The organism is Bacillus sp. D48C (assembly GCF_053345735.1).
Window position 1 is genome coordinate 23,292 of record NZ_JBKFAQ010000017.1, and the last position, 16,158, is coordinate 39,449.

The following is a 16,158-nucleotide window of genomic DNA, read 5'->3' on the forward strand; positions in this document are numbered from 1 at the left end:
TTGAAAGAGTCCTTTTTTTATACATGATGACAAGAAACAAAATGATCATCACCAACATTACGAAATTCTGGTATTGTTTTTTTACAAACATCTGTTGCAAACGGGCAACGTGTATGAAAACGACAACCTGAAGGTGGATTTGCTGGACTTGGAATATCCCCTTCTAGTATAATTCGCTCTCGCTTCACTGTTGGATCTGGTATTGGAACGGCTGATAACAATGCTTTTGTATACGGATGTAGCGGATTGGTAAATAACTCATCACGCGGCGCCGTCTCCACAATCGTACCTAAATACATAATTCCGATTTTCGTACATAAATGTTCTACTACACTCAAATCATGTGAAATGAATAAATAAGATAATCCCTTTTTCTCCTGTAACTCACTAAATAAATTAATAATTTGTGCTTGGATAGATACATCTAGTGCCGCCACAGGTTCATCAGCTACAATGAATTCTGGATTTAATACCATAGCTCTTGCTATTACGATACGTTGACGTTGTCCACCAGAAAACTCATGGGGATACCTGTCAATATGATAAGGAGCTAAGCCACATAACTCCAATACTTCAATTACCTTTTCACGAACATTTTCTTTCGTCGCTAATCCGTGGGCCAACATCGGCTCTCCAAGTGCTTCTCCAATTCTCATTCTCGGATTTAATGAGCTAAATGGATCTTGGAAAACGAGCTGCATATTAGGGCGATGTTTTCTCAATTCATCCTTGGATAAAGAATGAACATCTTTCCCTTTAAACTTCACTTCCCCCTCTGTTTTTTGAACGAGACGTAAAATTGTTTTTCCTATCGTTGTTTTTCCGCTCCCTGATTCGCCAACGAGACCAAACACTTCGCCTTTATTAATAGTAAAACTTACTCCATCAACTGCTTTTACATGTCCGATCGTTCTACTAAATATGCCACCTTTAATTGGAAAATATGTCTTTAGGTTTTTTACCTCTAATAATGGTTCACTCATTGCTCCGCACGCTCCTCATATAACCAGCAAGCTACTTTATGATTTTCATCATTTACATTTAGATTTGGGACTTCTTTTTCACATATTTCCATACAATGCTCACAACGCCCGCTAAAGTAGCAAAACTCATCCAAACCAACTAAATTAGGAACTTGCCCTGGAATAGAATATAGTTTATCTATTCGTTTTCCCATCACTGGTTTTGATTTCAACAAGCCTTTCGTATACGGGTGTTTCGGATTTTGGAATATCTCTAGTACTGGGGCTTCTTCAATAACTTTCCCGCCATACATAACAACAACGTAATCAGCCATTTCTGCTACGACGCCTAAATCATGTGTAATTAGTAAAATGGATGTTTTAAACTCTTCTTTTACTTGTCTTAATAAGTCTAATATTTGAGCTTGGATCGTAACATCAAGAGCCGTTGTCGGTTCATCAGCAATTAATAACTTAGGATTACAACTAAGCGCAACAGCAATCATAATACGTTGTAACATACCACCACTCAGTTCATGTGGATAAGAATGGACGATTTCATCCGCACGAGCTATGCCAACTTTACGAATTAATTCAATAGCCTTCTTATATGCTTCATTTTTACTAAGCAGTTCATGCTCCCTTAACGTCTCTACAATTTGTTCCCCTACAGTGAAGACCGGATTCAGCGATGTCATCGGTTCTTGGAAAATCATCGCAATATCATTACCTCGTAAACTACGAAGCTCTTTCTCTTTCATTCCTAAAAGACTTTTTCCCTCATATAGAATATCTCCGCCTACTACACTACCTGATTCAGCAATAAGCCCCATAATAGATAAAGCTGTTACACTTTTCCCGCAACCTGATTCACCTACAACACAAACAGTTTCACCTTCTCGAACAGCAAAACTAACATGATTTACAGCCTTTACTGTTCCTTCCTCCGTTTGAAAGTGTGTTTGTAAGTCTTTCAGCTCTACTACCGCTTTACTCATACCTTCTCACCTACCGTCTCATCTTTGGATCTAACGCATCACGAAGTGCATCACCAAGTAAATTAATGGATACAACTGTTATAAAGATTGCGAAACCAGGAGGAATCCATAACCACGGACGCTTTTGAAAATCAATTAATGAGTTAGCTGCGCTAATCATATTCCCCCATGATGGTGTAGGTGGGACGACGCCGAGACCTAAGTAGCTTAGCGCGGATTCTCCCAAAATAGAACCTGCAACACCTAATGTAGATACGACAATTAAAATGGGTAAAACATTAGGTATTAAGTGATATATAATTTTCCGGTAATCTTTTATTCCTAACACATCAGCAGCTTGCATAAATGCTTGCTCCCTAAGTGATAAAATTTGCCCTCTTACAAGGCGTGCAAGCCCTGGCCAACCTACTAAACTTAAAATAATCATAATGACATACAACCGATAATCAGACGGTACTTTCCACTCTGATAAAATCGCACCCATTATAATAAGTAACGGTAATCCTGGCATCGACATTAAAATATCTGCAAGCCGCATAATAATATTGTCCACAATACCACGATAAAAACCTGCAATCGCTCCTAATAAAGCTCCAAGTATAACTGATAAAACCATTGAAGCTAAACCAATGGTTAATGAAATACGTCCCGCTTGCATAAGCCTTGTTAAAATGTCTCTTCCTAATTGATCTGTACCAAGCCAATGAGAAAAACTAGGTGGTTTGTTAATGAGCGCAACTTGTATTTTTCCTGATGCATATGGAGAAAAGAACGGACCGATAAAACAAAATAAAAACATAAAAATTAATGCATAAAACCCTACAAGTGCCATCTTATTTTTCTTTATCTTTTTAAAAGCTTGTCGCCATGGTGATGATGCGTTTCTTCTCTTTTTTTCTTTTTTTTCTGTAATTACTGTAACAGTCTCCATTTCTTTCCCCACCTTACTTCAACCGAATTCGTGGATCAACAACTGCATATACGATATCTGCTAAAAAGTTTGAAACGATTGTTAAACAAGAAAGAAACATCGTAAATGCCATCAATACTGTATAGTCACGGAAATTTAATGCTTCTAATTGAATATTACCAATCCCTGGCCAGTTAAAAATTTGTTCAATAATAATTGCCCCAGAAAACAAGCCAGGTAATTCAAATGCTAATAACGTAATTGCCGGTAAAATTGCATTTTTTAATGCATGCTTATAAATAACCGTCTTCTCCTTCAAACCTTTCGCTCTTGCTGTTCGTATGTAATCTTGTCTTACAACCTCTAACATACTTGTTCTAAAATAACGAGTTAGCGAGCCGACCCCAAGAAGTGTCAAAATAAATACTGGTAAAATCATATGTTTTGCAACTTCTATCACGTAAGCAAATCCTGTTGAATTACTGCCAACATCAATCATTCCACCTATCGGTAATAACTTAAAGTCGACCGCAAACACCTTAATTAAAAACAAACCGATAAAGAATGAAGGGAATGACATTGCTGCAAAAACACCGATTGTTACAAGTTTATCGAACAAAGAATGTTGCTTCGTCGCCGAGAATACACCGATAATAAGTGCAATTAGCCAAATAAAAAACAATGCAATAATTGCTACACTAAAAGAATTCCAAATAAATTTATTTAATAATGACGTTACAGGCTCTTGATATTGAAGCGAGAAGCCAAAGTCCCCTTGCAATGCATTACCTAACCAATGAAAATAACGCTCAACAATCGGTTTGTTCAACCCATATAATTCCCTCAGTTCAGCTGCTCTTTCCGGTGTAATTTTCGGATTTGAATCAATATAATCCCCAGGAAGAAGTGCGAACAGGACGAAGATAATAATTGATGTACCAAGCAGTGTAGGAATCATTTGTAACAACCTACGAACAATATATGTTTTCACCCTTTTTCTCTCCAATCTTATGCTTAAAATAGAAGAACATTTTTTCAAAGCGGCACATTACTAACCGAATGAAAAAATGTCTTCTACTTATACATTCTTATCGTTATTTTTCAAATGATAATACTGGTAAGTTTGCACTAATACTGTTGTACTTTTCAGGATCAATTCCTTTTATATTCCCGTTATAACCAGTAATTGTTCTACGGTAGTTTAATAGAATTACTGGTGGATCATCACTTAATTCTTTATACAATTCTTTATAAATAGGTTTACGCTTTTCGATATCTACAGTTTCAATACCTTTTTGAATTAGCTCATCTACTTTTGCATTCTTATAACCAAGACTAGTTTCATTTGCAGTAGACAAATATTCACCAGCTGTTTCACTCGGGTCACTTGTAATCGGTGTCGAAACAGAAGCTAAATCATAATCCCCTTTGTTTACCTTAGAAAGCATCGTATTAAAGTCCATAAATTCAGGATTAAACTCTACACCTATTTCTTTATAATTCTCTTTCGCAATCGGAATTAATAAATCACTATCTTTAGCCGAACTTGGACCGAAATAAGAAAGTTTTAATTTTTGACCATCTTTTTCACGAATTCCATCCGAACCAACTTTCCACCCTGCTTCATCTAATAATTTTTTCGCTTTTTCTTTATCGTATTCGTATTTATTAACTCCTTCTTCCGTATAAGCCCAAGAAGTTGGATGAATTGGTACATTGGCTACTGTACCGTACCCTTTTAACGCTGTATCAACATATTTTTTGCGGTCTAATCCGTAAATAAGTGCTTGGCGAACCTTTTTATCCTTTAAGTAAGGCTTATTATTATTCATATAAATATAACTATATGACGGTGCTGTTTCGATTTGGATATTTGCGAATTCTAAAGCCTTAGCCTGTTCAAGAACCTCATCACCAGTACCTAAGCCAGTATGGTCAACTTCTCCTGTTTGGAACAACTGAAGCTTCGTATCACCAGAAGTAATTTTATAAATGAAGTTTTGAATTTTTGGTTTACCCGCATAATAATTTTCGTTTGCTACAAAACGAACTTCTTGACCTGGAATATACTTTTCAAATTTATATGGACCCGCAGCTAATGGCTTTCCATATAAATCTTTTAAGTAATCTAAGCTTGTATTTTGCTTATAATCTTTTCCATAATAAGCTTTTGATAGTACTGTACCTCCTAAAACAAATATAGCTTGTGAATTCACTTTTTCAGTTGTAATTTTAATTGTTTGTGGATCAACAACTTGAATACCTTCAATTGAAGTTGCTTTTCCTTCTTTATATTCTTTACCACCTTTAACCGCATATTGAGAGATATCTACTTCACCCTCATATGCCTTATCATGTAAAAGCGTCAATGTGAAAGCTACATCATCCGCCGTTAATGGCGATCCATCACTAAATTTCAAATCTTTACGTAAATGGAATGTATATGTTAACTGATCAGAAGAAACGTCCCACTTCTCAGCTAATTCTGGAATTGGTTTCCCTTGTTTATCGGTTGATACGAGAGATGCAAAAATAACTGAAGTTACGTTTCCATCCCAACCATTTTGTTGGAAGTATGGTAAAAATACGCCGCCTGGCTTACTAATACCAACTACTAACGTATCTTTTCTATTCTTCGCTTTGTCTGGCACTTTCGTTTTATCTGTCGCAGCGATCTTTTCAATTTTCACATTTTTTAAATCCTGCTGTTTAACCGGTTCTGTAGAAGCCGTATCCTCCTGTCCCCCACAAGCAGATAACACAAGCGAACTACTAAGTAATACTGAAAATACACCAGCCCATTTTTTTGTCTTTTTCTTCATTGTCCCCACCCTAACTGTTTAATAGTTATACCCTTTGAACTTATTAGCTTATGTATGCCTCCCACAGCACATTTATAGCCAATCGGAAAAGTCGGTTTTAATCAGAAAAAAAATAGATGTTTTTGAGGGGTAACAATCTTATTCCGACCTTTCCGGTAGACTTTATGGTTATTAGCTTATATCGTTCAGTATATTTTGTCAATTCTTTCTAAATAAATATTTTGAGAATTTTTCAAAAATTATCACTCTATCCTTATACTTTAAGAAAACTCAGCTATAATTCGTATTAAAAACTTAAAAATCTACTTCTATTTCTTCAGCATGAAACATAGAATACTAATAACCAATTACCAAAAAGGGGGCGAAAATATGGACAACCTATTCCAATACGTCCTGCACTACGTATTATTAACAATTATGATAGTCGGGGCGCTATTACTATTCCCGTTCTTCCCAAAGTTCGTCCTCTTTTTAGCTTTTTTTATCATGCTCGGGATCGCTATTATAATTTCAACGAGAGAAGATACCACGCAAAAAGAGAGCAGAGTTCAGCGCGTAAAGCTGTAACTTTGCTCTCTTTTCGTTTTCATTCACTAGTCTCTTTTACACATATTTATCCCACTATTTTCCGGTCAGTAAGACCCTCACCTCAAAATTCAGCGAAAGCAAAGAAGTTAGGTGGGGGGCGTGCTGCCCGTAAAAGCCCGATTCGTGAGGACTGATTAAAGTCTCACTTTATCTCTCGGGAAATAATTAGCCTTTGTTTTTGTAATTACTCCTATCGAAAAACCACTAATGACATTTATTTTTCACCTTATCATTTCATATGTTTCACAAGCTATGCAAATTGAGGAACACGAATTTATCTAAGTTACTGTTTCACGTGAAACACATCGCTTTATTTAACCTTTAAAGCCAAATATCATTATGAAAAAAGCCACTTCCTCCAGCAAAACTGAAAGGAAGTGGCTTTCTACTCATTACTCCACAATATTCTCTAATTCATTATATAACTCTGCTCGTAACAACTCTTTCTTCGTTTTTTCCTCATATAATTTTTCAAGTCTTTCAACATCAGCTACATGTTCCATTTCACATTCTATTGCATATACATCTTCTTCTACATGCATTAACTCGTTTTCAATCTCTTCAAGATTCCTAGCTTCTTTCTCTTTTACAGGAACCGTTTCAACACTTTTTTTCCTTGGCGTTTCTGCTTTATTACTTGCTTCTCAAGCTTTTCTTCCCACTTTTGACGAGCCCATGCATAGTTTCCTGCAAACTCAAATAATTTACATTCATCAATCCAGTACGTCTTTTCAAATAACTTATTTAAAAAATATCGATCGTGTGAAACAGCTAAAATCGTCCCGTTATATTGCTCAAGGGCTTCCTCTAAAACTTCTCTTGATTCAATATCAAGATGGTTTGTCGGCTCATCTAAAATTAGAAAATTGATGTCTTGATACATAAGTTGCGCAAGTCTTAACCTCATTTTTTCTCCACCACTAAGTTGCGTTACTTTCTTAAATACTGCTGGACCATAAAATAAAAACTTAGCTAATATATGTCTTGCTTCTCCCTCTGTTACAGCCACATTCTCCCTGAATGCTTCCAATACATTACTCTTCATATTTTCATACGTATGCTGTGATAAATAACCGATTTTCACACTACTACCAACCCTAATTGCGCCAGCTTCTGGTTCCATTTCTTTTAATAGTAATTTTAGTAAAGTGGTCTTCCCTGTGCCGTTGCGACCAACGATAGCAGCACGCTCTTGAAAACGAACATGTAAATTCGCTTGTTCAAATAAAGGTCGGCCAGCAAAACCTTTGCTCACTTCTTTCATTACAACAACATCTTTACCGCTTCTCTCTTGCCCTTCAAACTGAAGACCCATCTGTTTTCGTTCTAAGATTGGCCTCTTTAATTTCTCTATACGTTCTAACGCACGTTCCATATTTCTCGCTCTTTTATGCAATCCTTCATTCGGAGGGTTCGCTTGATTTGCCCATTCACGTAGACGCTTAATTGCTTCTTTCATTTTCTTTATTTTCTTTTGCTGCTCTTGATAAGCTTGAAACTCTTGAAGTAATCTTTCTTCCTTCTCCTCAACGAACTGAGAATAATTCGTATGGTACACGTGAATCTCTCCATCTTCCAAATCAAAAATTTTCGTTACAACTTCATCAAGGAAATAACGATCATGTGAAATAACCATAACTGTTCCAGTGTATTCTTTTAAAAATTGCTCTAACCATTCAACTGCAAATAAATCTAAATGATTTGTTGGCTCATCTAATAGAAGTAAATCTGGTTTCTGCAATAGCATATATGCAAGGCTTACTTTCGTCTGTTCTCCTCCACTTAATTCCGTAAATACTCTTGAAAATAAGTCTGTCACTTGTAAGCCATTTGCTACCTTCATTATATTTGCTTCTATTTCATAACCACCAAGGAACGCAAACTTTTCTTGAATTACTCCGTATCTCTCCATTAGCTTTTGCAAAGAAGATTGTTCCTGCTCTTCTGCCATATTTTTTTCTAGAGCATGCATTTCTTTTTCTAATTCCTTTTCTACTTTAAAAGCGGAACTCAATACATCATATACAGTCATGGCCTCATCAAACTTCGGAATTTGTGCGACATGACCAATACGTGTACCTTTCTTCATATGGATAGCTCCTGCATCCAAACTCTCCATTCCCGTTAGAAGCCCAAAGATTGTTGTCTTCCCACTACCGTTACGACCAACTAACCCAACACGTTCACCATTCTTTATTTCAAGCGATATATTTTCAAATATGATGTTTCCACCAAAAGATTTCGTTACATTATTTACACTACAAATAGTCATTTTCCGTACTCCTTTCAATATAAAAAACCATGAGAAAGAAACATTCCCCATGGTTTTCGGCATAGAAAAAGGAAGCCAAATAGCTCCCTTTTCACACGTTTATTAAAAATGGGTGAAGAGATTCCTATCGTTCAATAGTCACTATGCAATTGTTAAAAAAGGGCATACGTATCCCGTTAACAACTACATCATGAAAAATCGCACGACAAAAATAGATAAAATCTAAAAATTTGGCACGTGCAGCTAAAGAACGTTTCATCTCATTCACCCCTTTCGTACGGAATTTAATACTTACTTCTTTATTATACTTCCCTATTTCATGTTTGAATAGTCATTTTTCTGAAAATAATGAAGATAGACTAAACATTTCAATGAGTGACATCAAATCTTACAAAACTGTTATGTTCACGTAATGGAAAGCGATAGTACGAAAAGATGCCTCCCTATACAATAAAGATGTAAACAAGAGAGACAAACAAAAGGAGGAAACAAACATGATAAAAGAAATCGTAAAAGCAATCTTTGAGGTATTAGTGAACGGACAAGCAGTTGTAAAAGAACTAAATGAACTATAAAAAGGAGTGAAGAAATATGATGAACATGGTAAAAATGATTTTACACGCTTTGGTCGATGCAAAAGCAGTTAGCCAAGAATTAAACCAACAATAAAAAGGGGTATATGAATATGAAGAAAGCCATTATTATAATTGCAAGCACAGCAATTACCTTATACACAATAAAAAATAGAAAAAAGAAAAATACTGAAAATGTTCTATATTATCCATACACACTATTAGAGAAAAAATAAAAGACAAGGTACCCTATCGTAATGAGGATATCTTGTCTTTTATTTTTCCCCATATTCCTTTAGAGGATTTCCTTCTCCTTTTCCCGAATGTATTAAGCGGGATTTTTACACATATTTTAAAGGGGCATATATATAAATGGATACACAACAACTATATTTTTTAAACGATATCGGTAAACAAAAACCAGAAAGTATTCGTAATAGAAGCGCTGCATGTCCATTTTGCGATACAGAACATTTAACGGATATTTTAGCAACTGATGGTTCTATTATTTGGTTAAAAAATAAATTTCCTACATTACAAGATACATTTCAAACAGTGTTAATTGAAACCGATAATTGCGAAGATCATATCGCAACATATACAGAAGAACATATGCGGAAATTAATGCAATTTTCTATTCAACATTGGTTACACTTACAGAAGAAAGAAGAGTTCGCATCTGTAATTTTATACAAAAATCACGGTCCATTTTCAGGTGGAAGTTTGCATCATGCACACATGCAAATTATCGGAATGAAATATGTAGATTATCTTGAAAATATTGAAGAAGAAAATTTCCAAGGGGTAATTGTTCAAAAAAATGAACGCATTGAGCTTAATATTTCAGAGCGTCCCATTATTGGCTTCACTGAATTCAATATAATCATTGATAATATTTCATATATAGATGACATGGCAAATTACATTCAGCAAACTGTACGTTACATACTGACAGATTTCCATAAAGGATGCAGTAGTTATAACTTATTCTTCTATTACTTAAATGGAAAAATCATTTGTAAAGTTGTTCCTAGGTTTGTCGTTTCACCGCTGTATGTAGGATATAAAATACCTCAAGTTTCCACAAAACTAGAATACGTAAAAATACAACTAGCGGAGTATTTCACAAAATGAAACGATTATCAAAAAAAAATAGAGTAGGTATCAAAACCTACTCTTTAATTACACCTTTATTTCGATAGTACACATCTTCTAATCCGATGTTATACTTCATGTTATTATCCGTCCACTCTGGCCCTAAATTCCCTGGCCATCCAGATGTATTCGCTATATATTTCAGTAATGCAAAATCAGTCAAACCTTTTTGCACCCCACGCTTATATCCTTTCATTAAATGCGGCATTGCAATTTGCGCATTTGTACGTGGATCTTTCAGCTCATCATCAGTTAAATGTTCTGGTGCAAGCCCGCCGCCGCGGTGTAGTTGAAACAATCCGAATGAAGTTCCATTATCTCCAACACTTCTTGGATTTAATCGACTTTCATGCTCAGCAATTGCAAGAGGTATCCATTCCGGAAGATTTACTTTCTTCGCTTCCTCTATAATGATTTGTTTCATCTGTTTTGCTTCTTCTGAATCAACATAGCTTGTTCCATTCACTAGCTTATCCATTCCTTCAGACTTTCCTTGGAAATATAAATATACTCCAAGAACAACTAAAAATCCTACAAAGAATTTCTTCACTACCTCTACCTCTTTCTCCGCTGAAATTTGTCCCCTTTCAGCCTTCCCTTTACAATTACCTACATTCTACTACTCTTTTATCATAGCAAATAACTATACGTATTATCATCATGCTTTAGACCGATTTTGTGAAAAAACAGCTGGTAAATACGTGCAAAAATGTAACTTTCATAGACTATAACGCATTTATTGTATATAATTGTAAATTGAATTCTAAATATAAACTAGGAGAATAATAATATGAAAAAATGGCTGTTACTCTTATTTAGTTTACTACTATTAATTCCTGTCCCTATTTCCGCACAAAAAACCGAACAACCAAAAACCCTTATTTTATACAGTTCAAACGATGATCAAATTACAAGTGATATCCAAATACTTAATACACAAGTAGGACATTTCACTAATAATATAACAATTAAAAACATAAAACAGTTAGCTGAAATAACTGATAAATCTTCGTATACACATGTTATTTACATGAGTGAAAAACAAGAAGAACTTTCTACTGAAGCAAAGAAATTTCTAGAAGGATTCCCAGGACCATTACTAGTTTTAGGTCAAAATATAGAACAGTTATCTAATCGTTTTTCATTTATCACACTTAAAAATGAAGATATAAACTCTGATACAATTGAATATCCAACACGTAAACTAAAGAATATATTAGAAGAAGAAAGAACAATTAAACAACTTGACACAAATGGAACAATTCTCGCCCATGCTTTAAGAGGAAATAATACTTATCCATTAATTGTACAGCAAAATAATTCTTATTATGTAGCAACTTCTAACCTCTTTGATTGGATATCTTATTATATTGGCGAAAGCCTATTTTCTTATTTTCAGCAAAAACCCGAAACAAATAAAAAATTAGCTTATTTACGTCTTGAGGATGTTCACCCAGCAGCAGATATAAATCAATTGAAAGAAATTGCTGAATTACTAAAAGAGAAGAAGATTCCTTACATGATCACTGTTATTCCTGTATATACAGATCCAGATACAGGTAAAACACTACATTTAAAAGATAAATCCGAACTAGTCGATCTTTTACGCTCTATGCAAGATGATGGCGCAGCGATTATTATGCATGGTTACACTCATCAATTTTATGATAGTGAAACTGGGGAAGGTTTTGAATTTTGGGACGTAAAGACGGATCAACCAATTCGCCAACCGAAACATGAAAAACCGAAGACAAAAGATGAATTTCCAAATATAGAGTCATATAACCAATATGTAAAAAAAGGGGAAGAGTTTGAGGAAAAATATACGACAGATCATATCGAAAAGGGGATTCAAGAACTTGTAGATGCTAAACTATATCCTGTCGCCTTTGAAGCACCTCATTACACAATGTCTCAAAAAGGGTATGAAATATTATCAAGATACTTTTCAACTTATGTAGGACAACTACAGTTAAGTGATACAACTTGGAAATCCATGCACTCTCCAGCATATAGAAGTACACCATCATTTCTACATGGAATGAAATTAATGCCTGAAACAGTCGGTTTTATTGAAGAAGATAAGCCACAAGCTATTGCTAAAATGAAAGAAAATGCTTTATCTGTTGCTAAATTATCCGATGGGATTATTGGAGCATTCTATCATCCTTACTTAGGTGTGAAACCATTAAAAGAAGTGTTAAAGGATCTAGAAAGTATTCCAAATATAGAATGGATTGATTTACAAAAGGAAAAGAATGAAGTAAAAATGAAAGATATTCATATTACTACGAATAAAGAAGGCATTCACGTTAAAAAACCAACAAGTGCAAATGACATAATTGATTATATAAAGCAATATGGCTTCTTCCTTATACTAGGATTCGTTATTATTGTCTTTCTTTTATTATTAAAACGCGCGAAAAAATTAGAATCCTAATACAAAACCACCGAGCGGAACGCTTGGTGGTTTTTTGTCCTATATCAAACCGTGGCATTTTATTAAATAAATTCAACTTTTACTTTTTCCGTTACATGATTAAAACTATAATTCTCCTATCCTTTCAAATAAAATCGACTTGTATTTTCATATATTGTTTCTGCGACCTTATCGATGGATATGTTTTTTATAGAACTAATTTCCTTTAATACCTCTCGAATCATTCTTGGATGCGTTATAACACCCTCTTGAAATTCCCACGGTCCATCTGTTTCTACCATCATATATTCAAGCGGATAATACGAAACGATTTTTCTAATCTTCTCCTTATGTAAAACATCCGGTGTAATCGAAATATAATAACCATTTCTCATCATCCGTTTCATTGTTTCATCGCTTCCTTTAAACCAATGGAAGTGTGCACGTGAAACTTTATATTTCTCTAGCAAATCACATACAATGTCAGCATCTTCATAAACTACGTGTAATACAATCGGCAAATTATACTTACTAGCTAGTTCTATAAATTTTTTCAATACAGCTATGTATGGATCTGCAGCAATCCTTTCATCTTCTTTTCTCAAATAATAGGGCAAACCTACTTCACCAATCGCAACAATTCCCTCTGCGTTCTGTTCAATAAGTTGATAAATCTGTTCACACTCCTCTTTATGAATCTGTTGCTCTGGATGAAACCCTATCGCTGGATATATAAAAGGATACTTCTTCGCTAAAGATAACGTTTCCTTACAAGAGTGATAATTTATAGATACTGCAATAAGCCCCTTTATTTCATTACTATTTCCCACCTCTTTTAGTAATCTGCTCTTCTCTTCATCCTTATATTGATCAACATGTATATGACTATCAATCCATTTCATCTTTATGCCCCCATAAAAAAAACAAGAAAGGACTTCCTTTCTTGTTTTAGCATCTATATTATTTAACAATTAAGTTTGTTATGATATCAAATAATCCAATACACACTACGGCAACAGTAAAGTAGCTACAGAAATCTTTAATTGGTAACTTCACTACTTCTTCTTTACGCATCCCATTTTTCTCCCTTCTTACTAGATCCCTAATTATTTTTCTATCTGTATCTATTATGCAAAAAATATGACAAATTTACTATCGAATTAACTTACGTAAACCTTACAATGTTGTAAGGTTTTAAAAAAGATCCCCATCTTTATTCAGATGAGGATTATTAAAAATTAGTTGGTTTTTCATTCTTCATTACAAACAGAAAGTAATACATTGAGGCTTTCTAGTTATACTATATGAAAATTACTATCTTTTAACTATCGAATTACATTACAGAAGGCTTACATGTTTGTAAGTTATGTGTAATGTAATTCGATAGTTCCCCTTACTTATATTTCGTACAATAACGTTAGAAAGTAAGCCAAATAAGAAGAACACTCACATAACCAAATTACATTGCTAGTAGCTACTCTTCTTATCCCTTTCACCTATGCTACTACAATGTACCCCCTTCCCCTTTATATAATAAAAAAGCCTTAGTCTATATGTACTAAGGCTTTTTTGTTAATCCCAAAAATACCCTTACCCAGTATTTTTATTTTCGACAAAAAATAGCTGGGGGTATATTTTACTATCTCATCGTTAAAAGTTTGCTCTTCGCATTTATAGGAATATTTGCAACCTCAATCTCTTCAATCGATTCACCGTAACGTCCTTTTGCAAAAACCTTTAATGCTTCATCTCTCTTTAACATATGCTTAACCGTTTTCTTTATTTTCTGCTCTCTACCACGTTCATCGAATGCAATAAATTCATATTCATACCACTCATCACCAATATGCTGACCAATTGTATTCACAACCGTATAGTATTCTTTCGTCTTATAAAATGGATTATATTTATCGATAACCGGCCCAAGTTTCGTAGGCAGTAACATTACTACTATTACTATCATCGCTATTATAGTAGTGATCATTTTTTTCTTCATAATAAACATTCCTCCTCTGCAGGATATATATACATCCATTTTAAAAAGGGGGAATAAAATCTACTATTTAATCTCATTACATTACACTTACATTTTTGTAAGAATTAAAAAAGGTGAACGAATTTACTCGTTCACCTTTTAGCTTGCTTTAAAGCCACCGCCAAGTACATCACGTACATCATGTATAACAACGAAAGCATCTTCATCTACCCAGCTAATAACTTGTTTTAACTTAACAAGCTCTTGTTTATTAATAACAACATATAAAACTTCTTTATTTTTACCAGTATATCCGCCGCGCCCTTCTAATACAGTAACACCGCGTGTCATATTTTTCGTAATAGCCTCACGAATTAAATCTGGTTGATTCGAAATAATCGTAACAGCCGTTTTTGTATCCATTCCTTCTACAATGAAATCAATCACCTTCGCTCCGATGAACACAGCTACAAGTGTATACATTGCCTTTTCTTGCCCTATTATAAATACAGAACCAGCAATTACAACAATATCAATAATTAGTACGCCTTTACCTACGCTCCAACCTAAATATTGATTTGCTAACTGAGCTAAGATTGCTGATCCTCCCGATGTACCTCCGGCTTTGAACATACAGCCTAATCCAATACCAACAAATAAGCCAGCAAATAAAGCTGCTAATAATGTATCACTATTTACATGATATTCAATATGTTCTGTAACGTATAAAAACAAAGATGTTTCTACAATCCCTAAAATTGTATAAATCATTGTTTTCTTATCAAAAAATTTATAACCAACAGCTAGTAAAATTGCATTTATAGCAAAGTTCACAATTCCTGGTGACCAATCAAATAAGTAGTACGTAACAACCGTTAAACCAATAATTCCACCTTCCGATAAACGGTTTGGAATTGCAAAGTAATTAATACCAATTGCGAATAATAATGAACCAATTGTAATTAGTGTTATTTCCTTTATACGTTGATTAACCATAGTTCATACCCTCCCCCCATTTGACATTGTATCACTATCTCCTAGAGGTTTAGAAGTGGTTTTTATTCCGCATTTTCTCTCTTAAAAATTGAAATATTATGTTTAAACAGAGGGTTGATTAATTATTCATATTTGCTCTAACTGCACGGACAAATTGCTCCACATTCCCTTTCTGAATATACTTAGCGCGAATGGTTTCATGATTACAAGTAAATTCAAAATACGGATGAAAATCTATGCTATCTATATGCAAATATGAATACTCTTTAAATGTTGAAGAATAGTACGGAAATTTCCCGTAAAAAAGGAGACGCCTAGTAGTGGCAACAAAAACCCCATGTTGATACGATAATATAAAATTATCCTTCTCAAATATCCCTACCACAAAAGCCAGAATCTTTTCATCATCATCTACATACTTTTTCATACTCGATAAAAGTTCATTCATGCATATTCCTCCAAATTCTATTCATTGCATTAACACTTGAA

Annotated in this window: 15 protein-coding genes and 1 pseudogene; 4 read left to right on the top strand and 12 right to left on the bottom strand. The window is 34.3% G+C overall.

Annotated elements, in window-relative coordinates; translation table 11 throughout:
• Positions 1 to 17: 17 nt before the first annotated feature.
• The 5 genes from ACLBXA_RS26805 to ACLBXA_RS26825 form a co-directional block, all read right to left on the bottom strand.
• Complete coding sequence (locus ACLBXA_RS26805; RefSeq protein WP_001294500.1) at positions 18 to 983, bottom strand: ABC transporter ATP-binding protein; 966 nt, start codon at positions 981 to 983, stop codon at positions 18 to 20.
• Positions 980 to 1,960 (bottom strand): ABC transporter ATP-binding protein, encoded by a 981-nt coding sequence (locus tag ACLBXA_RS26810; protein ID WP_000030776.1) that lies wholly within the window; start codon positions 1,958 to 1,960, stop codon positions 980 to 982. Before ACLBXA_RS26810 ends, ACLBXA_RS26805 begins: the two co-directional genes overlap by 4 nt.
• A 10-nt stretch (positions 1,961 to 1,970) precedes the next feature.
• Entirely contained in the window at positions 1,971 to 2,891 is a 921-nt protein-coding gene (gene opp4C, locus ACLBXA_RS26815; protein ID WP_000451075.1) for an oligopeptide ABC transporter permease, read from the bottom strand.
• 13 nt (positions 2,892 to 2,904) lie between these two features.
• Positions 2,905 to 3,861, bottom strand: a complete 957-nt coding sequence (locus ACLBXA_RS26820) for an ABC transporter permease (RefSeq protein WP_000860748.1) — start codon at positions 3,859 to 3,861, stop codon at positions 2,905 to 2,907.
• A 103-nt stretch (positions 3,862 to 3,964) separates the two neighbouring features.
• The gene (locus ACLBXA_RS26825) at positions 3,965 to 5,692 is read right to left on the bottom strand and encodes an ABC transporter substrate-binding protein (protein ID WP_000730687.1); all 1,728 of its coding nucleotides are present in this window, start codon (positions 5,690 to 5,692) and stop codon (positions 3,965 to 3,967) included.
• Between the two features lie 369 nt (positions 5,693 to 6,061).
• Between ACLBXA_RS26825 and ACLBXA_RS26830 the strand changes: the two genes are divergently transcribed.
• Positions 6,062 to 6,259: a hypothetical protein gene (locus tag ACLBXA_RS26830; protein ID WP_000369259.1), complete on the top strand. Its 198-nt coding sequence runs from the start codon at positions 6,062 to 6,064 to the stop codon at positions 6,257 to 6,259.
• A 413-nt stretch (positions 6,260 to 6,672) separates the two neighbouring features.
• Here the strand turns inward: ACLBXA_RS26830 and abc-f are convergent.
• A pseudogene (gene abc-f / locus ACLBXA_RS26835) lies at positions 6,673 to 8,552 on the bottom strand (ribosomal protection-like ABC-F family protein).
• A 124-nt stretch (positions 8,553 to 8,676) separates the two neighbouring features.
• Positions 8,677 to 8,811 (bottom strand): RAxF-45 family protein, encoded by a 135-nt coding sequence (locus ACLBXA_RS26840; protein WP_000830643.1) that lies wholly within the window; start codon positions 8,809 to 8,811, stop codon positions 8,677 to 8,679.
• 420 nt (positions 8,812 to 9,231) lie between these two features.
• Between ACLBXA_RS26840 and ACLBXA_RS26845 the strand changes: the two genes are divergently transcribed.
• Positions 9,232 to 9,360, top strand: coding sequence for a hypothetical protein (locus ACLBXA_RS26845; protein ID WP_002083998.1), 129 nt, complete (start codon positions 9,232 to 9,234; stop codon positions 9,358 to 9,360).
• A gap of 136 nt (positions 9,361 to 9,496) precedes the next feature.
• Positions 9,497 to 10,258 carry a DUF4931 domain-containing protein gene (locus tag ACLBXA_RS26850; protein WP_002162952.1) on the top strand — a complete coding sequence of 254 codons (762 nt, stop codon included), beginning with the start codon at positions 9,497 to 9,499 and terminating at the stop codon, positions 10,256 to 10,258.
• 37 nt (positions 10,259 to 10,295) lie between these two features.
• Here the strand turns inward: ACLBXA_RS26850 and ACLBXA_RS26855 are convergent, their stop codons facing one another.
• On the bottom strand, positions 10,296 to 10,829 hold the full coding sequence (locus ACLBXA_RS26855) for a transglycosylase SLT domain-containing protein (RefSeq protein WP_000713249.1): 534 nt from the start codon (positions 10,827 to 10,829) through the stop codon (positions 10,296 to 10,298).
• Positions 10,830 to 11,069: 240 nt separating this feature from the next.
• Between ACLBXA_RS26855 and ACLBXA_RS26860 the strand changes: the two genes are divergently transcribed.
• Positions 11,070 to 12,719, top strand: a complete 1,650-nt coding sequence (locus ACLBXA_RS26860; RefSeq protein WP_097891218.1) for a DUF2334 domain-containing protein — start codon at positions 11,070 to 11,072, stop codon at positions 12,717 to 12,719.
• A 116-nt stretch (positions 12,720 to 12,835) separates the two neighbouring features.
• Here ACLBXA_RS26860 and ACLBXA_RS26865 read toward each other — a convergent pair whose 3' ends face one another.
• The 4 genes from ACLBXA_RS26865 to ACLBXA_RS26880 form a co-directional block, all read right to left on the bottom strand.
• Complete coding sequence (locus ACLBXA_RS26865; protein ID WP_447617596.1) at positions 12,836 to 13,600, bottom strand: TatD family hydrolase; 765 nt, start codon at positions 13,598 to 13,600, stop codon at positions 12,836 to 12,838.
• A gap of 737 nt (positions 13,601 to 14,337) precedes the next feature.
• A complete protein-coding gene (locus tag ACLBXA_RS26870; protein ID WP_000728422.1) occupies positions 14,338 to 14,694 on the bottom strand; it encodes a YxeA family protein in 357 nt (118 codons plus the stop codon).
• A 138-nt stretch (positions 14,695 to 14,832) separates the two neighbouring features.
• Entirely contained in the window at positions 14,833 to 15,669 is an 837-nt protein-coding gene (locus ACLBXA_RS26875) for a YitT family protein (protein ID WP_447617597.1), read from the bottom strand.
• A gap of 118 nt (positions 15,670 to 15,787) precedes the next feature.
• On the bottom strand, positions 15,788 to 16,117 hold the full coding sequence (locus tag ACLBXA_RS26880) for a PH domain-containing protein (RefSeq protein WP_029441448.1): 330 nt from the start codon (positions 16,115 to 16,117) through the stop codon (positions 15,788 to 15,790).
• Positions 16,118 to 16,158 lie beyond the last annotated feature (41 nt).